General features: G+C 72.5%; 17 protein-coding genes. 7 read left to right on the top strand and 10 right to left on the bottom strand.

Annotated features, from left to right (window positions below; all coding sequences use genetic code 11):
- Positions 1–20 precede the first annotated feature (20 nt).
- Positions 21–494 carry an NUDIX domain-containing protein gene (locus K1T35_RS16875; protein WP_220261086.1) on the top strand — a complete coding sequence of 158 codons (474 nt, stop codon included), beginning with the start codon at positions 21–23 and terminating at the stop codon, positions 492–494.
- 224 nt (positions 495–718) lie between these two features.
- Here the strand turns inward: K1T35_RS16875 and K1T35_RS16870 are convergent, their stop codons facing one another.
- Both K1T35_RS16870 and K1T35_RS16865 read right to left on the bottom strand, forming a co-directional pair.
- Positions 719–2,992 carry a LuxR family transcriptional regulator gene (locus K1T35_RS16870; protein WP_220261085.1) on the bottom strand — a complete coding sequence of 758 codons (2,274 nt, stop codon included), beginning with the start codon at positions 2,990–2,992 and terminating at the stop codon, positions 719–721.
- A gap of 112 nt (positions 2,993–3,104) precedes the next feature.
- On the bottom strand, positions 3,105–3,269 hold the full coding sequence (locus K1T35_RS16865; protein WP_220261084.1) for a hypothetical protein: 165 nt from the start codon (positions 3,267–3,269) through the stop codon (positions 3,105–3,107).
- A 216-nt stretch (positions 3,270–3,485) separates the two neighbouring features.
- On the opposite strand from K1T35_RS16865, the gene K1T35_RS16860 reads away from it, so the two are divergent.
- Genes K1T35_RS16860 through K1T35_RS16840 form a run of 5 tightly spaced genes read left to right on the top strand, consistent with a single transcriptional unit; the run spans position 3,486 to position 7,506 of the window.
- Positions 3,486–3,971, top strand: a complete 486-nt coding sequence (locus tag K1T35_RS16860) for a DUF6653 family protein (protein ID WP_220261083.1) — start codon at positions 3,486–3,488, stop codon at positions 3,969–3,971.
- Positions 3,968–4,750: a CPBP family intramembrane glutamic endopeptidase gene (locus K1T35_RS16855; protein ID WP_220261082.1), complete on the top strand. Its 783-nt coding sequence runs from the start codon at positions 3,968–3,970 to the stop codon at positions 4,748–4,750. The genes K1T35_RS16860 and K1T35_RS16855 overlap by 4 nt, the downstream gene beginning before the upstream one ends.
- Positions 4,747–5,451, top strand: coding sequence for a DUF4389 domain-containing protein (locus tag K1T35_RS16850; RefSeq protein WP_220261081.1), 705 nt, complete (start codon positions 4,747–4,749; stop codon positions 5,449–5,451). Before K1T35_RS16855 ends, K1T35_RS16850 begins: the two co-directional genes overlap by 4 nt.
- A gap of 49 nt (positions 5,452–5,500) precedes the next feature.
- Positions 5,501–5,980, top strand: a complete 480-nt coding sequence (locus tag K1T35_RS16845; RefSeq protein ID WP_220261080.1) for a hypothetical protein — start codon at positions 5,501–5,503, stop codon at positions 5,978–5,980.
- 32 nt (positions 5,981–6,012) lie between these two features.
- A complete protein-coding gene (locus K1T35_RS16840; protein WP_220261079.1) occupies positions 6,013–7,506 on the top strand; it encodes an FAD-dependent oxidoreductase in 1,494 nt (497 codons plus the stop codon).
- Between the two features lie 156 nt (positions 7,507–7,662).
- On the opposite strand, the gene K1T35_RS16835 is transcribed toward K1T35_RS16840, so the two are convergent.
- The 4 genes from K1T35_RS16835 to K1T35_RS16820 are packed head-to-tail and all read right to left on the bottom strand — an operon-like array spanning position 7,663 to position 11,176.
- Positions 7,663–8,967 (bottom strand): cytochrome P450, encoded by a 1,305-nt coding sequence (locus K1T35_RS16835; RefSeq protein ID WP_220261078.1) that lies wholly within the window; start codon positions 8,965–8,967, stop codon positions 7,663–7,665.
- The gene (locus K1T35_RS16830) at positions 8,921–9,331 is read right to left on the bottom strand and encodes a nuclear transport factor 2 family protein (RefSeq protein WP_220261077.1); all 411 of its coding nucleotides are present in this window, start codon (positions 9,329–9,331) and stop codon (positions 8,921–8,923) included. Before K1T35_RS16830 ends, K1T35_RS16835 begins: the two co-directional genes overlap by 47 nt.
- 11 nt (positions 9,332–9,342) lie before the next feature.
- Entirely contained in the window at positions 9,343–10,593 is a 1,251-nt protein-coding gene (locus K1T35_RS16825) for an NAD(P)-binding domain-containing protein (protein WP_220261076.1), read from the bottom strand.
- A gap of 28 nt (positions 10,594–10,621) precedes the next feature.
- Entirely contained in the window at positions 10,622–11,176 is a 555-nt protein-coding gene (locus tag K1T35_RS16820) for an OsmC family protein (protein ID WP_220261075.1), read from the bottom strand.
- 345 nt (positions 11,177–11,521) lie between these two features.
- Between K1T35_RS16820 and K1T35_RS16815 the strand changes: the two genes are divergently transcribed.
- Positions 11,522–14,908, top strand: coding sequence for a BTAD domain-containing putative transcriptional regulator (locus tag K1T35_RS16815; RefSeq protein ID WP_220261074.1), 3,387 nt, complete (start codon positions 11,522–11,524; stop codon positions 14,906–14,908).
- On the opposite strand, the gene K1T35_RS16810 is transcribed toward K1T35_RS16815, so the two are convergent.
- The 4 genes from K1T35_RS16810 to K1T35_RS16795 all read right to left on the bottom strand — a co-directional run bounded on the left by K1T35_RS16810 (position 14,889) and on the right by K1T35_RS16795 (position 18,471).
- On the bottom strand, positions 14,889–15,728 hold the full coding sequence (locus K1T35_RS16810) for a class I SAM-dependent methyltransferase (protein WP_220261073.1): 840 nt from the start codon (positions 15,726–15,728) through the stop codon (positions 14,889–14,891). The genes K1T35_RS16815 and K1T35_RS16810 overlap by 20 nt on opposite strands.
- Before the next feature lie 347 nt (positions 15,729–16,075).
- On the bottom strand, positions 16,076–16,900 hold the full coding sequence (locus K1T35_RS16805; protein ID WP_220261072.1) for an alpha/beta fold hydrolase: 825 nt from the start codon (positions 16,898–16,900) through the stop codon (positions 16,076–16,078).
- Positions 16,901–16,946: 46 nt separating this feature from the next.
- Positions 16,947–17,363, bottom strand: coding sequence for a DsrE/DsrF/DrsH-like family protein (locus K1T35_RS16800; protein WP_220261071.1), 417 nt, complete (start codon positions 17,361–17,363; stop codon positions 16,947–16,949).
- A 61-nt stretch (positions 17,364–17,424) separates the two neighbouring features.
- Positions 17,425–18,471: a trans-aconitate 2-methyltransferase gene (locus K1T35_RS16795; RefSeq protein WP_220261070.1), complete on the bottom strand. Its 1,047-nt coding sequence runs from the start codon at positions 18,469–18,471 to the stop codon at positions 17,425–17,427.
- Between the last annotated feature and the right edge of the window lie 89 nt (positions 18,472–18,560).

The raw sequence follows: 18,560 nt of genomic DNA, 5'->3' as shown, positions 1-18,560 counted from the left end.
CGCTGCTAGACTCGTCGCCCGTGACCGACCCAAGACAGCCGGATGCTCACCGAACAAAGCGATTCGGTGAGCACACTGTTTACGACAATGAGTGGGTTCGGTTGACGCTCGTCGATATCGAGACACCCGATGGAAGTCGGTTCGAGCACCACGTCGTTCACATGAAGCCAGTAGCGATTGCTGCTCTCGTCAACGATGATGACGAGGTACTGATGGTGCACCGGCACCGCTTCGCGACCGACGAGTGGGGCTACGAGCTGCTTGGCGGACTAGTAGAAGCGAACGAGCAGCCTGCCGAAGCAGCAGCCCGCGAAGCAGTGGAGGAAAGCGGCTGGGCTCCCGTCGGGGAGCCAGTGCACCTCACACGCCTCCAGCCACTCCCGGGGATGGTGGATGCCCCGATGGATATCTATCTGTGGCGATCCTTCGAGAAGGTCGGGGAGTGGCGTCCAGCAGAGTGGTGTGCGCAGGCCCTGGCGAGGGGCGTGGCATAGACGAATAGGGCGGCCACCGCGTGATCTTCTTGAAGACAGAGAATCCATTGCTTGGCGCGGTGCAGCACGACACACCTCAGCGTCGTTCAGACCCACTTGGCGCAATGCCGTGCTCCACATTTGCTCCACCGAAGCAGTCAATGCCGTCGGAGGTCGGGGGAGATCCCCTTGCGGCCCGAGCTCTAACCTGTCACAAGCATGATCATCGGTTCAGGTTGTGACGCTCAGATCAACCCGAGCGCCCGGGCCTGCCGGACCGCGTCCTGCCGAGTGACCACGCCGAGCTTCCGGTAGAGGACCTTCGTGTAGCCCTTGACCGTGTTGATCGACAAGTAGAGGGCGGCGCCGATCTCCCGCTGGGTCGCATCGCTGGTCAGCGCGCGCAGCACCGCCTGTTCGCGGTCGGTCAGCTCCTCGATCAGGACACCGGTGCGGCGGGCGACCCGCACCGCGCCGCGCCCGGCCCGACGTTCCATGGCCTCGAGCAGTCGGACGAAGTGCGGCAGCACGGGCTCGGTATCGACGATCTCGCGTGCCTCCAGCAGCGCCGTTCGGGCGGCAGCGCGGTCGCGGTCGTCGAGCTCCACGCCGGCCAATGCGATCAACGCCGCGAGCAGCGCCGGTGTCTCACCGTACGGGCGGGCGAGCTCGGCGGCGTGCCGAAGCTTGGTGCGGGCGGTGCCGAGGTCGCCGTCCCGGTGGGCGAGTTGACCCTCGGCAGTGCGTAGCCGGACGATCCCCGGTGCCGTCACGGTGCCCCACAAGTCCTCGGCCGCCTGCACGGCGGGCGCCACCTCCGCGAGGAGGCGGCGGAGCCGGTGGACCTGCGCGGTCTCGGAGAGTGCCGCGGCGAGGATGCTGGCGGCCTGCAGGCCCAGCAGGGCCGGTAGGTCGAGTGCCCTGGCTCGATGCCACGCATCCTCGAGGAAAGGGATCGCCTCGGCGGTCCGCCCGGCGAAGCTGAGCATCGCGCCGAGGACCGTCCGCGCCACGGCGTAGCCCGCCACCATCGGATCGGACTCCAGCTCGACGGCCAGAGTTGCCGCCGCCAGTGCCGCCTCGGCGTCGGCTCGAACCACGCTGACCTCGACCGCGCGCAGCGTTGCCCACGCCCCGCGCAGGGTGTGCCAGCCGTCCAGCTCGCTGCCGTCGTCGCCGATCAGCGGCTCGGCGGCCTCGAGCCAAGGCCCCATTCGCGCGAACTGTCCGCTCAGACCCGCGGCCCAGGCCAAGGACACGCACAGCCTCGGGTCGTGCAACACCCGCGACGCAGACAGCCGCCGGCCCAGATGGAGGTACGCGGACAGGGCGCCTCGCTCGAGGAACACCGGCACCTTCGAACACAGGAGCTCCGCCGCGCCGTCCTCGTCGCCCGCGCGGATGCGGAGCCCGACCGCCTCGACGACGTAGTCGCGGGCAAGGAACCAATCGGCGGCGCGGACGAGGACGCGGTATGCCTCGGCGGGGTCGCTCGGCTCCAGCCGGCGGAGCAGAGCGTCTCGGAAGAGTCGGTGACACCGGTACCACTCGCCTCGGGAGTCCAGGGGCACCACGAACAGGTCGGCGCGTGCGAGCGCGTCCAGGATCGCGGCCGAGCTGACCCGGTCGAGCACCTCATCGCACAGCGCCCCCGAAAGCCGTTCGAGGACGGACGTCCGTACCAGCAGGTCACGATGTTCGGCCGGCAGCCCGCCGACAACTTCGTCGGAGAGGTAGTCGAGGATGTGCCGGTCGTCGCCCTGGAGCGCTGCCGCTGCGGCCGCGGGGTGGGGCGAACCCCGGATCGTCAGGGCGGCGAGCTGCAATCCGGCGGCCCAGCCCTCGGTGTGCTCGCACAGCATCGTCGTGGTCGCCCTATCGAAATCGGTGTCACCGACGGCGGTCAGCAGGGCGGTCCCCTCCTCGACGGTGAAGCGGAGATCCACGGCCCTGAGCTCGGTGAGCTCACCCCGCGCCCGGAGCCGGGCCAGCGGCAGTTGTGGGTCCGCGCGACCGGCGATCACGACGCGCAGCGCCGTGGGCAGGTAGGTGAGGAGGAACTCCATGCCCTCGTGGATGCCCTGGTGATCGAGCAGGTGGTAGTCGTCGAGAACCAGGACGTGCTCGGTGTCGAGTGCGGTGAGCTCGTTGAGCAGCGTCGGCAATGCGAGGTCGACCGGGTCGAGCCCGGGAGCGAGCAGGCTCGCCAGCGGTGCACCGGTGAGCCCGGCGACGTCGCGGTCGAGCGCGGTCAGGACGTAGGTCCAGAACCGGACCGGGTCGTCGTCGCCCTCGTCCAATGACACCCAGGTGACGCCGCGGGGCATCGCCGGGTCCTGGGCCCATTGGGACAACAGCGTGGTCTTTCCCCACCCTGCCGGCGCCACGACGACCGTGAGGCGGGCATCCAGCCCGGCGTGCAGGACGGCGTGCAGCCGCGGCCGCGGCACCGCTGCGGGGCGAACCGGCGGGATCGCCTGCTTCACCGCGATCAGCGGTGCCTCACGACGACTCGGCATGCTCGGGCCCCCGGCCGGCCTTCGACTGTGGCCACAAGTGTGGCAGGTGCGGGATGCCCGGTAACCGCCGTTCGCCCGGTCCGCGCCCCCGATCAGTCGGGTTCGCCGGATCTCATGCCGTGATCCAGAGAAGGCGCACATCACCGCCCGCGTCCCACACCAGGTTGAGCAGGGCCCGCACGGCCGCCTGATCGGCGATCGGGCCCTCCAGCACCGTCCGTCCCGGATCCGACCGGATCGTCACGTCCCCGAACCGGACGCGGATCAGCTCCGCCACGGATCGGGGAATCGGACCCCGGAGAGCCAGGTGATACCTCGACACCACGGTCGCCTCCTCTGGTCACCTCCACCCTGGCTCCGCACCGTCGGGTCGCACACCACCCCCGCCGGCATCCACCCGGGTGGATCCCGGGGTGGGTGGTGCGGGCCCACCCGGGTCGCCGCGACGCTCCTCCGTGCCGCCTCGGAGACGGGCGAAACACGGAGGGCCGCGATGGCTGCGATGGAGAAGTCGATGGCGAAGGCGTTCGGGCTCGAGGGCGACGCCTGGCAGCGCCACGCCAACCCGTGGAGCGTCTACACCCGGATCCCGGTGCCTGCGGCGCTCGTCGCGGCGATCTGGACCTACGCCTGGATCGGCTGGTGGTCCCTGATCCCCGTCGCCGTCGTCTGCGCCTGGATCGCGATCAACCCGCGGGTGTTCCCGCCCCCGCGATCGACGGACCACTGGGCGTCGAAGGCGGTGCTGGGCGAGACCCTCTGGGCCAACCGCAACCACGTCCCCGTGCCGGCGCGACACCGGGTCGCGCCGAACGTCCTGATCGCGATGAACACCCTCGGCCTGCCTTTCATCGTGTGGGGTCTGGTCGCGCTCGACGTCTGGATCGCCCTCTTCGGGCTGGCGGTGCACATGGCCGGGAAGTGCTGGTTCCTCGACCGGATGGCGCTGCTGCACGACGACATGCCGGCGAGCCCGTGATCACCGACGTCTCGATGCCGCGGCCGGCCGTCGGATCACCCGGGACGTGGTTGCGGTTCCTCGCCGGCTTCGCGGTGCTCTACGGCGTGCTCGCCGTCCCCGCGGCCGGCGACTCCAGCGGGCGGTGGCACGTCGTGATCGCGGCGGCGGTGCTGCTGACCGCCGTGGTCGCCGAGTGGGTCCTGTACGCGGCACCGGTCAGAGGGCTCCTGCGTCGCTGGGGGCTCGGTCGCCCGGACGGGCGCTCGTTGGCCACCGCCGTCGGCGTCTCGACCATGGTGCTGGGCGTGTACCCGCTGTTCGCCGTCGTCAGCGGCTCGACGTTGGCGTTGCGCGCCGACTGGCCGTGGGTGCTCGTCGGCGTGTTCGCCTTTCACGGGCTCGCCGAGGAGCTGGTCTGGCGCGGCTACGCCTTCCGCAGGCTGCGCGAGGGCCGCTCCTTCCGGTCCGCCGTGCTGTGGACCATGCCGCTGGTCGCCGCAACCCATGTACCGATCGTGCTGACCACGGGCCTCGCGGTCGGTATCGGGGCGATGGCCGTCGCGGCAGCCACATCGCTGCCGTTCGCCCACCTCTACGAGGCCGGACGCCGGACGCTCTGGGCGCCCGCCGTGCTCCACACCGCCATCGACAGTTTCAAGCTCTTCGTCATTCCGGTGGCCGCCGCGACAACCTTCTCGCTGCTGCTCGTCACCGTCAGCCTCGTCGTGCCGCTGCTCGTCCTCGCGCTACCGCGACGGTCCGCCGTTTCCGCCTCGACAGACAAGGCGTCCTCATGATCACCAGCTCAGCGCACCCGTTGTCGATCGAGGCCCGCCGCGAGGAGGTGCCCGGGCGGTGGCTCTGGACCGTCAAGTGGCTGCTGGCACTGCCGCACGTCCTCGTCCTCACCGTGCTCTGGGCGGTGTTCGCCCTGCTGACGGTGGTCGCGGGCGCGTCGATCCTCGTCAGCGGACGCTACCCGCGCGCGTTGTTCGACGTGAACGTCGGTGTGCTGCGCTGGACCTGGCGCGTCGGGCACTACAGCTACCTCTCGCTCGGCACCGACAGGTACCCGCCGTTCAGCCTCCGGGCCACCGACCATCCCGCGAGCTTGGACGTTGCGTACCCGACGCGGCTGTCCCGACCGCTCGTACTGGTGAAGTGGCTGCTCGCCGTCCCGCACCTGCTGATCGTCGGGATCCTGCTCGGCTCCGTGAGCCGGTTCGGCCCCACGTCGCCTGCGGTGTTCACGGGCGGGCTACTGGGCGTACTCGTGCTGGTCGCGGGCATCCACCTGACAGTGGTCCGGCGGTACCCGGCAGGCCTGTTCGACCTGGTCATCGGGCTGGACCGGTGGGCTTTCCGGGTCCTCGTCTATGTCGCGCTGATGACCGATGTGTACCCGCCCTTCCGGCTGGACCAGGGCGGATGCGAGCCGCCCCCCGCTGCTCCCGCGACGGGAGAAACGCCTGCTCTCGTCGCCGGCGGCACATCGTGAACTGCCCGCCTGGCGCTCTCGCCTGCGCTGACCGGAAAGGACAACCGCGATGATCGCCGATATCGGTCTGGGGCTGAGTGTCGTCGCAGCCGGGCTGTGGTCCGGGCTCCTGCTGACCGTGACCACGATCCTGCACCCCATGTATGCGGCGCGGGACGCGGGCGGCTTCGTCGAGGACATGCGCCGGTTCCTGCCGATCGCCCGGCGATCCCCGGCCAACTTCGTCCTCGTCATCGCATTGGTGCTCGCACCGGCCCTCGCGCTCGTCGGCCTCGGTGGGCAACCGACGAGTGCCGCATTCTTCCTCACCGCGCTCGGGCTGACCGCCACCGTCATCGGCCCGCTGCTGACCTCCACCTTCCTCGCCGAACCGAACTACAAGGTCATCCTGGGCTGGGACCCGCTGCGACCACCCGCCGACTGGCGCGTGGCCCGCAGCCGGTACTTCCGCCTGAACTGGGCCCGGGCCGGACTGACGTGGTCGGCGTTCGCCCTGTTCGTCGCGGCGGCCTACGTCCACTTCAGCTGAAACCCACCGTCTCACCATCTGAGGAGTGTTCCGTGAAGGACACCGATGTCATCGTTGTCGGGGCCGGTCCGACCGGCCTCATGCTCGCGTGCGAACTCGCCCTCCGGGGTGTTCGCTGCCGGGTCGTGGAGCGGCGCGCCGAGCAACCGAACATCACCCGCGCGTTCGCCGTGCACGCCCGCACCCTCGAACTGCTCGACGCTCGGGGACTGGGCGACGACCTGGTGCCCCGCGGGGTCGTGGTGCGCGAGGTCGGGCCGGCGCCGGGCGCCAACATCGACCTGAGGGAGCTGGGCACCCGATACCCGATGATCCTCATCGTGCCGCAGAGTGGCACCGAGCAGCTGCTGTTGCAGCGTGCCCGCGAGCTGGGTGTGGACGTCGTCGAGGGTGCCGAGATCGTCGCGCTCCGGCAGGACCCGGACCAGGTCGTCGTCGAGCTCGCCGACGGCAGCGTTCAGGCCGCGCGGTACGTCGTGGGCTGCGACGGGGCGCACAGCACCGTTCGCGGCCTGCTCGGGGTGGACTTCGTCGGAACCCAGTACGAGACCCACATCCTGCTCGCCGACGTCCGGTTGACCGACCCGCCGCAGGACGCCATGTTCGCGAGCAGCAACGACAACGGCGCGGTCGTCGTGGTGCCGTTCGGCGACGGCTGGTTCCGCGCCATCGCCTGGGACCGGGCGCGCGAGCAGGTGCCCCTCACCGAGCCGCTGCCGATGGACGAGATGCGCGCCGCGTTCGGCCGCATCGCCGGCACCGACTTCGGGATGCGCGAGCAGCGTTGGAGCTCACGCTTCCTCAGCGAGCGCCGGCAGGCCCGGCACTACCGGATCGGTCGGGTGTTCCTGGCCGGCGACGCCGCCCACGTGCACTCACCGCTCGGCGGGCAGGGCATGAACACCGGCATCCAGGACGCGATGAACCTCGGCTGGAAGCTCGCCGCCGCCGTACACGGCCGGGCGCCGACCTGGCTGATCGACAGCTATCAGGACGAGCGCCACCGCGTCGGCACACAGGTCCTTGCGCTGACAGACGGGTTCAACCGGCTCATCCTCGGCCGCTCCGCGATCGGCAGGGCGGTTCAGGCGACGGTCCTCCGGTTGATCGTGCGGTTCGGCCCTACCCGAAGGGCCATGGCCGGTCGCCTGACCGGCATCGGCATCACCTATCCCGCCACGGGGCCGGGCCCGCACCCGTGGGCCGGCCGCCGCATGCCCGACCTCCGATGCACCGACGGGCGGCTCTACGAGCTCATGCGGGACGGACGGTTCGTCCTCCTGGAGGCCACCGCAGGCGGCGTGGGCGCCAGCGCGGGCGGGAGGCAGGTGAGGCTCGCGCGCTGCGAGCGCTCGGCCGCGGCAGGCTTGCCCGCGATGGTCCTGGTCCGTCCCGACGGCTACGTCGCATGGGCCGGTGACGACGACCGTTCAGACCTGGCTCACGATGCCCGGTCCGCGGTCGCGCACTGGTGCGGCACCAGCGCACATGTCGAGGCCAGCGAGGTACGGCCTGCGTCAGCGTGAGTACCGCCAACCCGGCCACTCGACCGACGGGCAGCGCGCGCCCAACTGGTGATCTCTCGCAACACCGCGAATCGCCACGTGCCGGTGATCCGAGGCAAGCTCGACGTCCGGTCGCGCGGCGAGGCGGTGGCGGCCGCCCGCTGGCGCGGTAGCCGATCACCTGGTGTCCGTCGCCGAACTATTCGGGGGGCATTCGGTGGGGGGACCAGCTGAGGAGGGCGACCCGAGGACGACCGGGAGCTCGGACAGCCCGCGCAGCACCAGCCCGTCGCCGTGCCCCCAGCGCAGTGCGGACGGGTCGACCGCGAGGCGCATCGCGGGGAACCGGGTGTGCAGCGCGGTCAGGGCGATGCGCGCCTCCAGCCGGGCCAGCGGGGCGCCGAGGCAGTGGTGGATGCCGTGTCCGAGGGCGAGGTGACCGCCGTCGGACCGGTGGATGTCGAACGACTCCGCGTCGCGGTATCGGGCGGGGTCCCGGTTCGCCGCCGCGAGCGAGACGATGACCTGGGCGAAGGCCGGGATGACGACGTCCCCGATGCGGACTTCCTCGGTGGTGTAGCGGAAGGTCGAGTGTGGCACGGGTGCGTCCCAGCGCATGCACTCCTCGACGGCGCGCGGGACGAGCCCGGGGTCGGCGACCAGCGCGTCGCGCTGGTCGGGGTGGCGCAGCAGCGCGACGGTCCCGTTGCCGATCAGGCTGGTGGTGGTGTCGTGTCCGGCGACGACGAGTTGGAAGATCGTGGAGAGCATCTCCTGCTGGCTGAGGGCGTTGTCGCGGTCGGCGGCGGCGACGAGGTCGGTGACCATGTCCTCGCCGGGTTCGGCGCGCTTGCGGCCGAGGAGCGCGGTGAGGTAGTCGACGATCGATCGGGACGCTTCCACCGCTTCCGCCGGTGGCTGCGGCCCGTTCGACGGGGCGAGCAGGATGCCGAACCAGCTGCCGAGGTCGGCGCGGTCGGGTTCCGGGATGCCGAGCAGTTCGCTGATCACGGTGAACGGCAGCGGGAACGCGTAGCCGGCCACCAGGTCGATGGGCCGGTCCGCGCCCCCGTGGGCTTCCAGGTCGGCGAGCAGGGCGTCGACGATCGACCGGATGCGGGGCTCCAGCGCGTCGATGCGCCGCCTGTTGAACGCGGGCATCGCCAGCCGCCGCAGCCGGGTGTGGTCGGGCGGGTCGACGCTGAGCATGTGCCTGGCCAGCGCGGGTCCGGGGAGGCCTTCGGCGACGACCTCGCCGCTGCGCGCCAGCGCGGCGTGCATGTCCTTGGACAGGCGCGGGTCGTTCAGCGCGGCCTTGGCCTGCTCGTGCCCCACGACCAGCCACGCCGGGTGCCCGTCGGCGAGCCTGACCTGGTGCACCGGGGCGGCCGAGCGCACCTGCGCGAACAGCGGGAACGGGTTGTCCCGGTCGAAGTCACCCCACGCGTCGAGTGCTGGATGGCGAGTGTGCGTCGTCGTCATCAGTGATCTCCCGAAAGCCCGAGCACAGCAGATTGATCACGGCCAGGCGGCCGTCGGTGACCTTGCAGATCGCGGTCTGGGTACACACCCAGCGGGTCTCCGCCTGGCGCACGTGGAGGCGGTAGTGGATCAGCAGCCGGTCGGCGACCGCCTCTGCGGCGGACTCCACGACCTCGACCGTGTCGAAGTCGGCGAACCATGCGCGGAACAGGGCAGTGGCGTCCGCGCGCCCGTGCGCTTCGATCGCGCCGCCGGGTAGCAGGGCGCGCAGCCGGACGGTGTCGGTCAGCGCCGTGGACAACCGCTGCGGATCGGGATCGGCGACGGCTGCGGCGATGCGCGCCGCGAGGGGATGGTGTCGCATGACGACTCCGCTCAGCCCGCCCGGCGGCGAGCCACGGCGTCCAGGTGCCCGACCAGGTGGGCGGCCAGCTCGTGGGCGTCCGTGGCGGCGCCGTCGATCAGGGTGGACTTGCGGCGGCGCAGGAACGGCAGGCCCATCATGTACAGGCCGGGAGCGGTCGTGACCCCTCCGTCGTGCACGACCCGGCCCTTGCGGTCGAACACCGGGACGTCGAGCCAGGACAGGTCCGGCCGGAAGCCGGTCGCCCAGACGATCGTGCCGATCTCGTCGGCAGCGAGACGCACCGACAGCGGGATGGGTGCCGGCACCTCGGTCGGCGCGAAACGCTCCGGGCGGTCCGCGTCGGCCCCTGCCTTCCCCGCCCATGCGTCGATGGTGTCGAGCAGCCGGCCCAGCTTGAGGTCGGCGAGCGCGCACATGTTGGGCAGCGAGCCGGAGAACTGCGCCGTGCCGTCCCGGACAGCGGCGAGCCGGCCGACCAGTCGCACGCCGAGCCTGCGAAGGGCGTCGAGGTCGACCGTCGCCCGCTGCGGCGAGCCGACCAGCTGCATCGATGGCAGGTTGCGCGCCCGGAGCAGGTCCGGCACCTCGTCGTAGCGCTCGTCGAGCAGGCCCGACGCGTCCATCCACCACAGGATGTCGCGGCCCCGATACGTCCGGGGCATCCGCACATGCTCGCCGACGGCCAGCGTGACCGGCCGCCCCGAGCGCTGCAGCTCCTCGGCGATCTGGATGCCGCTCGCCGAAGCGCCCACGACCAGCACCGCACCGCCCGGCAGCAGGCCCGGGTTGCGGTATTCCGCGGACGTCACCGTGGTGACTCCGACGGGGACCTGCGCCGCCAACTGGGCCGGCACGGTCGCGACCGAGGCGGCACCGGTTGCGACCACCACCGTGCGGGCGTGCCAGTCCCCCTGGTCCGTGCGGAGCAGGTAGCCGCACCCATCGGGGCGGACCGAGGTGACCGCGGTGCCGGTCTGCACCGGCGCCGCCGACACCGCGGCGTAGGCCTCGATCAGCCGGGCCACCTCGGGTGCGCCGAGGTAGCCGTCCGGATCGTCGCCTCGGTAGGAGAAGCCCGGCAGCCGGGTCATCCAGTTGGGGGTGAGCAGGCGCAGCGAGTCCCACCGCTGGGTGCGCCACGAGTGCGCCACCTCGCCCCGTTCGAGTACGACGTGGTCGACCGAACGCTCGGCGAGGCAGCGACTCATGGCCAGCCCGCAGTGCCCTGCCCCGATGACGACCGTGGTCGTGTACCGCATCGCGATCCTCCGGAGCCTGCAGGCCCGATCAGGAGACGGTGACCGTGACGGCCGTCGGGTTGGTGAGGATGTCGTAGACCGCGGAACGCTTCTGCGACTGCGCGACGATCGCCTCGATCTCCTCCGGCGTGGCGTCGGCGTCGATCCGGTAGTCGACGCTGACCCCGCTGAAGCCGTTGCGCACGTCCGGGTCGGCCCCGAGGATGCCGTGCAGGTCCATCTCGGCCCTGACCGTGGCCTGCACCGAGTGCAGCTGGATCTGCCGCTGCTGGGCCACCGCCGCGATGCCCGCCGTCAGGCATCCGCCCAGCGCGACCAGCACGTACTCCACCGGTGTGATCCCGTTGTCCTGCGCGGCGAACTGCAGCGGGTGGTCGATGTCGAAGTCGAAGGTCGAGCGGTGCTGCTGCTCCTCGCCGAAGCCGAAGAACGTCTCGACCTCGGACCGGCTGTGCGCGCCCGTGACCCAGGACACCGTCGAGCGCCACTGGAAGCGGGCGATCTCCGGTGCGGCGGCGAACGCCTCCCTCGCGCCGAGCAACGCCTCGACGTTCACACCGTTGTCGACGACCGATGTGGTCATGACGCGCTCCCGTCGGAGTTCGCGGTCTGCGGCCCGCCGGGCACGTTGCGCTCTATCAGGAAGGTAGCCATCGTCGTTCCGTTCCCTCGTTGTCGTGGTCTTGTGACGGTCGGCCGGGTATCAGCCGGGCCGGTGCGCCGATCCTCATGACGACCTCCGCCGTGACCGACCATGCGCGCCACGAGCTCGGCAGGAGTTCGCAAAATGTGAAAGATGCTGGTCACGGGCGGGCCGGCGGGCCAGACTGGACGGGCGAGGACCTTCGCTCCCGTACCCCGGCCGACGACCCGCCCCGAACATCGGGCGTCGCGCTGGGCGAGGCGTCCCGGTCAGGCGGTGAGCTGCGTGACGGTGGAGTTCCGGCTGCTCGGCGACGTCGCGGTGCGCCTCGACGGGCGCGACCTCGACGCCGGGCACGCCCGCCAGCGGTCGGTCCTCGCGGCCCTGCTGGCCGACGTCGGCCGCCCGGTGCAGGCCGATCAGCTCGTCGACCGGGTGTGGGCGGACGGGCCCCCGTACCGGGCCCGCAACGCGCTGGCGGCCTACCTCTCCCGGCTGCGCCGGGTGCTGGCGGACGCCGACGGCGTGCGCATCTCCCGCGAGCCCGGCGGCTACGTGCTGGCTGCCGACCCGCTGGCGGTTGATCTGCATCGCTTCCGCCACCTGGCGGCCCGGGCCCGGGGCGCAGGCGATGCCGCGGCTGCGGCCGCTCTGTTCGACGAGGCGCTGGGCCTGTGGAGCGGCGAGCCGCTGGCAGGCATCGACACGCCATGGGCGCAGAGCGTGCGGGCCGCGGCCGAGGCCGAGCAGCGCGCCGTCGTGCTCGACCGCAACGACGCGGCGCTGGCCGCCGGCCGGCACGCGGAACTCCTCGCCGGGCTCACCGCGGCGCTGCGCGCCCATCCGCTCGACGAGCGCCTCGCCGGGCAGCTGATGCTCGCCCAGCACCGCAGCGGGCGGCAGGCCGACGCGCTGGAGACCCACCGGCAGGTGCGGAAGCGGCTCGTCGAGGAGCTGGGCGCCGACCCCGGGCCCGCGCTGCGTGCGGTGCACCAGCAGATCCTCGACGGCGATCCCGGATCGGTCGCCCCGCTCCCGCCCGCCCCGCCGCCCGTAACCTCCCGTGTCACCGCCTCCCGCGGTCCCGCCCTGCCCGCTCCGCTGACCTCGTTCGTCGGCCGGGCGGCCGAGCGCGCGGCGCTCGCGGCCCTGCTCGAGGAGCACCGGATGGTGACCGCCGTCGGGCCGGGCGGGGTCGGCAAGACCCGCCTCGCGCTCGCCGTCGCCGCCGAGGTCGCCGACCGGTTCGCCGACGGCGTCCTATTCGTCGATCTGGTGCCGGTGACCGATCCCGCCATGGTCGCTCCGGCCGTAGCCGCGGGGCTCGGGCTGGGCGAGCAGCAGTCCCGCTCACCCGAGGAGACCGTCCTCGGCCGGCTCGCCGACCGGCAGTGCCTGCTCGTGCTCGACAACTGCGAGCACGTCGTGGACGGGGTGGTCGCGCTGGTGGAGGGCCTGCTCGCCGGAGCCCCCGGGCTGGGGGTGCTGGCGACCAGCCGGGCCCGGCTGCAGGTGCCCTACGAGTGGGTGTTCCCGGTGCCGGGGCTCTCGGTCGCGGCTGACGGCGACGCGGTGGCGCTGTTTCGCGCCCGCGCCACGGCGGCGGGGAGCCCGCCGGACCCGGCCGACCTCGCCCGCGTCGCGGCGGTCTGCGATGCCCTCGACGGGACCGCGCTGGCCATCGAGCTGGCCGCCGCGCGGCTGCCGGCAGTCGGGCTGGACGGCGTGGAGGCAGGTCTCGCCGACCGGCTGCAGCTGCTCGCAGGCGGGGCCCGCGCCGACGATCGGCACCGCTCGCTGCGATCCGCGCTGGACTGGAGCTACGCGCTGCTCAGCGAGTTCGACCAGGCGCTGCTGCGCCGCACAGCGGTGTTCGCCGCTCCCTTCACCGTGGAGGCCGCCCGCATCGTGGCCGGGGACCGGCCGCCCCCGCCCGTGGAGGACGTGCGGGGCGGGCTGGCGCGGCTGGTGGACCAGAACCTGCTCTCCACGGTCGCCGACCCCGGCGGGACCCGATACCGGATGCTGGAGACGATCCGCCAGTACGGCACGGGAATGCTCGTCGCGGCGAGGGAGCGGGACGCGACCGCCACCCGGCACCTGGCGTGGTGCCTGGAGGCGGGGGAGGTGCTCGCCGTGACCGCGGGCACGGACCCCCTGGCGTGGGGGGCCGCGTTCGATCGCATCGCCGACGACATGCGCAGCGCCGTGACCTGGGCTGCAACCCGCAGCGGGCACCTCGGGGAAGCCCACCGGCTCGCAGTCGTGCTCGCGGACCTCACGTACGCCCGCGGGATGCCCGGCGAGGCGCAGCGGCGCTACGAGCAGGCGGCGGCCTGGGCAGGCGACGACGCCGCGGCCGCTGCGGCCCTGCGCAGTGCGGCAGGCGCCGCGCTGAGCCGGCACGGCGGGGACGACGCGCTGGCGCTGTTCCGCAGGGCCGCCGACGCGGCCCTGCGGGCAGCGGATCCGGCGGGTGCGGCGCGTGACCTCGCGCAGGCGGCCGACGTCCTCAACCGGTTCCCCGGCTTACTCTTGACCGTCCCCCCGGACGGGGCCGCCGAGGCGCTGCTCACCGAGGCACGGCCGCTGGCCCGCGGCAACCCGGCTGCGGAGGCCCAGGTGCTCGCGGCCGAGGCGGCCGTGATCCCCGACCTCGACCCGCGCAGCCGTGCCCTCGCCCTACGGGCGATCGAGCTCGCCCGCATCATCGAGGACCCGATCGTCGAGAGCGCCGCGCTGGACCAGCTCGCCACGATCCAGCTGGCCAGCGGCGACATCCGCGGCGCGACGGAGAGCGTGCTGCGGCGCACCCAGGTGCTCGCTCCGCTGCCGGTGCGGGCCGAGATCGGGGTGGAGCTGGCCGACGCCTACCACTTCGCCACCGAGGCCGTACTGGCCGCGGGCGACCTCATCGCAGCGCGCAGGCTCGCCGCGGTGGCGCGCGACCTGCCTTTCCACCGCGAGGAGGGCCACCTCGCCACCAGCCGGCTCATCGTGGTGACCGCCCTGGCCGGGGATTGGGACGAGACGGTGGCGCTGGCCGAGCGGTTCCGCGACGGGTGGGAGCGGGCGGGCCGCCCCGCCGGGGGCAGCCACGGCGTCAGCGCCGCCGCGGCGGCCGCGGTACACGGGCTGCGCGGCGACGAGGCCGCCCGGGCGGCATGGCTGGACCTGGTGAAGGTGCTGGAGATCCCGAAGCCCGGGTGGCGGCTGGCCGAGCAGAACTTCGGTGCCTTCTTCGACGCCTGGCTGCTGCTGCATCGCGGCCGCCCGGCGGAGGCGGCCGCTCTGCTGCAGACCCCGCCCGAGGAGTTCCGGACCTGGTTCACGGTCCGCTGGCGCCCCTGGTACGCCGCACTGCGGGCGGAGGCCGCCGTCCTGTCCGGGCAGACCGGCGCCGCGGCCGTCGTGACCGCCGCCCGGGCGACCGCCGCCGACAACCCGATCGCCGCGGCTGTCGTCGACCGCGCCGCCGCCCTCGCCGCCGGCGACCGCCCCGGGCTACTCGCCGCCGCGGCCGCGCTGGAGCCCACCGGGTGCCGCTACCAGTGGGCGCGCACCCTGGTCTTCGCGGGCGGCCCCGAGCGGGACGCGGGCCGCGCCGTCCTGGCGGCGATGGGCGCGACCCCGATGGAGCAGGCCACGCCCGTCACGCCCGCGTCGCGGTGACCAGCAGGTACTGCGCCTCCCAGCGGGCCGGTCGGCCCACCGGGGCGACGTTCCAGCTCTCCAGGAACTCCAGGAACGCGGAGTCGAGCGCCGCGACGCGCTCGGGGTCGCCGGGGTTCGCCGCATACACCGCGATCGTCGGGCCGTAGGTCCGCTTCCAGTACTCGCGGAACTCGAGCGGGGTGGCGCACTGGTCGAACACGGTGATTCGGCGCCGCACGGCGAGCCTCGTGACGCCGTCGCCGAACAGCTCGCGCACCTGCTCCCCGCGACCCCACAGCAGCGGCGGCTGCGCGCCGGGCGGCAGCGGGGCGAACCGGGCCAAGGTCGCGAAGAGGCCGCCGATGAAACCCTCGGGCGTCCAGTTCACCAGCGTGATCGTCCCGCCCGGCCGGCAGACGCGCAGCAGTTCGTCGGCGGTCGCGCGGTGGTGCGGGGCGAGCATCGCGCCCACGCACGAGATCACGGCGTCGAAGCCACCGGTCGGGAAGGGCAGCGCCTCGGCTTCCGCCTCGACCCACTCCACCGCGAGCCCGCGCTCGACGGCAGTGCGCCTGCCGCGCTCGAGGAGCCCGGGAGCCAGATCCGAGGCGACGACCTCGGGCCCGATCGCGGCGGCAGAGAGCACGCCGTTCCCGGCGCCCGCCGCGACGCAGAGGACGCGCTGCCCGGCGCGGATCCCGCCGGCCTCGACGAGCTCCGGGCCGAGCTCCGAGATCAGCTCGGCCGCGATGCCAAGGTAGTCACGCGAGGGCCACATGGCGCGGTGCTTCGCCTCGAGCCGCTGGACGGCGGACACGCCGGCACTGCTGGTGGTCATGTCGTCTCCACGGACTCGAGAAACAGGTGCGGTCCCGAGCGTGCAGCCGGCGGTATGCGCCCGTGCTCGGCGCACGTGAAATCCGCTGCTCAGTGGCCTACGGGCGCCATGGCGGGCGCGCGGTTCCGCCCACCCGGTTCACGATCGCCGCGACTCCGCCGCTGCGGCGGGCGCACCGCCGGCCTGTCCGTGGTCTGTCTCGGGACGCCCAACCAAGGCGGCAGGCCGCGCGAGCCGGATCCCACCATTCGGCGCTGTCCGCGCGGAGGGCTTCATCGCCGGGTCGCTCGCGATTCGCGCCGGCTCCTCGTCGCACCGCTCGAGGCCTGTTGGTGATCCCAGGGCACTCAGGACGCGAGTGGTGTCCGTCGGCCCGCGAGCACCGTGCCGAGGAACGCGGCCACGACGTCGTGGACGGCGTCGCGATCGTGCTCGTTCAGTACGTCGTGCAGGTCCCCGGGGAAGACCCGGAGGGTCGCCTGGGGCAGGGTCTGCGCCACGGCGTGCGCGTCGGTCACGGGCACGATCGGGTCTGCCTCGCCGTGGACGAGGAGCACCGGTAGGGCAGGGCGGGCCTCGGCGAGCCCGGCGGCGACCTCCGGCCATACGGCCCTGACCGCGAGCAGCGACTCCCGCCGGAACCCGCCCTTCCAGGTCAGCGGGTCGTGCAGGAGGGCGTGCACGTACCGCGGGTGGGTGCTCATCCACTCGGTCGGATCGCCTACTTCGGTTTCGGCGGCGCCGGTCGCGAGCTCCGCGTTGATCCATTCCTGGGCGAGCAGCGGCGCGCCGGAGAGCACGAGCCCGTCGAGCATCTGCGGTGAGCGAAGCGCGAGCAGCATCGCCGCGAGCGCGCCGCCGGAGTGCCCGATCACGACCAGGGGCACGTGGCGGTGCTGCGCTCGCACGAGGTGCACGAGCCTGCGGGCGTCGTCGGCGAACTCACCCCACGAGGCGATCACGGCACGCTCGCCGTCGCTGCGCCCATGGCCGACGGCGTCCATCGCGTGCACGGCCAGGCCGTCGCCGACGAGCCTGCGCGCGAGCGCGTCGTAGAGCCCGAGGTGCTCGCCGTAGCCGTGCAGCAGGACGACCGCGCCGCGGGCGGCGGCGCCGTCGGGCTGCCAGCTGTCGTGGAAGATCCGGCCCCGGGAGCCGATGAACGTGGGCATGATGATGGTCCTCTCTCGTGACGGGGATGGCGGTTGGTGTCCGCGATCAGAAGTACTGGCAGTGATCCGCGGCGATCGCCTTCTCCTCGAGGAACCAGGCGGCATCGACGATTCCGGCCGCCTCCGGGATGAGGTCGGACTCGGCGACGCCGAAGGTGGCGGCGGCGAGGCGGCAGCCGTAGAGGTTCACCTTGCCGGTGCCGGCGAGGAGGGTGAGCCAGTCGAGGATGTCGGTCGGGTCGCCGTCCTCGACCAGCGTGCGGCGGAGCGCGGCCGCGTCCGCGGCATGCCGGCCGTCGATCTCCAGTGCGGCGGCGCCCTCCTTGGTGAGGGCGCGTACCGCCCAGAGCACGAACAGGATGTCGACCTGCACGCCTTTTCTCGCGCTGAGGTAGGCGAAGGTGAGCGGTGTGAGCATCTTGTCGTAGCCGTCGTCCCGGACGACGATGGCGAGCTTTTCCATGACGGGTCTCCTCGGCTGTGAATGGATCGGTTTTGGATCTCGGACCTGGGTCGCCGTCCGGCTATCGCCGGATCTCGTACGCCACGTTGAACGGGCTCTCCGCGACCCGTCGGAACCTGGTGAACCCGGCCTTTGCCGCGACCTCACGGATCGCTGCCTCGCCGGCCTGCGCGCCCAGTGCGTAGCCGCCCGGCTGGGACAGGCCGTTGGGTACGCACAGGAACGTCGAGCCTGCGTAGTAGAGCCGGCCGACCGGGTTGAAGTTCTCCTCGACGGTGTCCGAGGCGTTCGGCTCGACCAGCAGCCAGGTGCCGTCGGGCGCCAGGGCGTCGTGCACGCGGCGGGCGGCGTTCACGGGGTCGCCCATGTCGTGCAGGGCGTCGAACATGGTGACGAGGTCGTAGCCGGTCCCGCTGAAGGTCTGCGCCGTGGCCACCTCGAATTCGACCTGGTCGGCAACCCCGGCGTCGGCGGCCTTCTTGCGCGCCAGCTCGATCGACTCGGCGTGGTAGTCCGAGCCGATGACCTTGGTGTTCGGGTACGCCTGCGCGATCAGCACCGACGAGGAACCCAGGCCGCAGCCGAGGTCGGCCACCCGGGCGCCGGCCGCGAGCTTCTCCGCCACGCCGTCCAGTGCCGGAATCCAGCTCGGTACCAGCTCAGCGACGTAACCCGGCCGGTAGAAGGCGTCGCACCCGACGAAGACGTCCTCGTGGTGCTCGTGCCACCCGAGACCGGCGCCGGTGCGGAACGCCTCGGTGATCCGCGGCTCGGCGCGCAGGTAGCCGAGCGCGATGAGGAAGGCGGCCGAGATGTTCGGCCCGCTCGGGTCGGCGAGGCAGAACGCCTGCTCGTCGGACAGGAAGAACTCACCGGTCGCGAGGTCGTAACTGACATACCCACCGGCGGCCTGGTTGTTCAGCCACTCGGTGAGGTAGCGCTCGTGGCAGCCGGTGCGCTCGGCGAGTACACCCGGCGTCGCCGGGCCCTGCGCGAGTGCCCGGTACAGCCCGAGCCGGTTGCCGATCACCGCGAGGCCGGCGGAGCCGGTCGCGCCCAGGTCAGCGGTGAAGCGGCCGAGGAACTCCGTCAACTTGTCCTGATCCATGATCCATCCTTCGGTTGTGCCGGCTCACGGCCGGTTCCGCACGACGCTCGGCGGGCCCGCTGTCGCGTCGCCCGTCGTGAAGTCGGGTG

Origin of the sequence: Pseudonocardia sp. DSM 110487, assembly GCF_019468565.1 — a bacterium.
Lineage (GTDB): Bacteria > Actinomycetota > Actinomycetes > Mycobacteriales > Pseudonocardiaceae > Pseudonocardia.
This window is presented reverse-complemented; position numbering and strand designations above follow the sequence as displayed.

Bases quoted from the DNA above. Each gene is read 5' to 3' on its own strand.
- K1T35_RS16870 (WP_220261085.1), bottom strand. From the start codon at position 2,992: ATGCCGAGTCGTCGTGAGGCACCGCTGATCGCGGTGAAGCAGGCGATC.
- K1T35_RS16800 (WP_220261071.1), bottom strand. From the start codon at position 17,363: ATGGAAAAGCTCGCCATCGTCGTCCGGGACGACGGCTACGACAAGATG.
- K1T35_RS16810 (WP_220261073.1), bottom strand. From the start codon at position 15,728: ATGACCACCAGCAGTGCCGGCGTGTCCGCCGTCCAGCGGCTCGAGGCG.
- K1T35_RS16830 (WP_220261077.1), bottom strand. From the start codon at position 9,331: ATGCGACACCATCCCCTCGCGGCGCGCATCGCCGCAGCCGTCGCCGAT.
- K1T35_RS16845 (WP_220261080.1), top strand. From the start codon at position 5,501: ATGATCGCCGATATCGGTCTGGGGCTGAGTGTCGTCGCAGCCGGGCTG.
- K1T35_RS16805 (WP_220261072.1), bottom strand. From the start codon at position 16,900: ATGCCCACGTTCATCGGCTCCCGGGGCCGGATCTTCCACGACAGCTGG.
- K1T35_RS16795 (WP_220261070.1), bottom strand. From the start codon at position 18,471: ATGGATCAGGACAAGTTGACGGAGTTCCTCGGCCGCTTCACCGCTGAC.
- K1T35_RS16835 (WP_220261078.1), bottom strand. From the start codon at position 8,967: ATGACGACGACGCACACTCGCCATCCAGCACTCGACGCGTGGGGTGAC.
- K1T35_RS16860 (WP_220261083.1), top strand. From the start codon at position 3,486: ATGGCTGCGATGGAGAAGTCGATGGCGAAGGCGTTCGGGCTCGAGGGC.
- K1T35_RS16850 (WP_220261081.1), top strand. From the start codon at position 4,747: ATGATCACCAGCTCAGCGCACCCGTTGTCGATCGAGGCCCGCCGCGAG.
- K1T35_RS16825 (WP_220261076.1), bottom strand. From the start codon at position 10,593: ATGCGGTACACGACCACGGTCGTCATCGGGGCAGGGCACTGCGGGCTG.
- K1T35_RS16820 (WP_220261075.1), bottom strand. From the start codon at position 11,176: ATGACCACATCGGTCGTCGACAACGGTGTGAACGTCGAGGCGTTGCTC.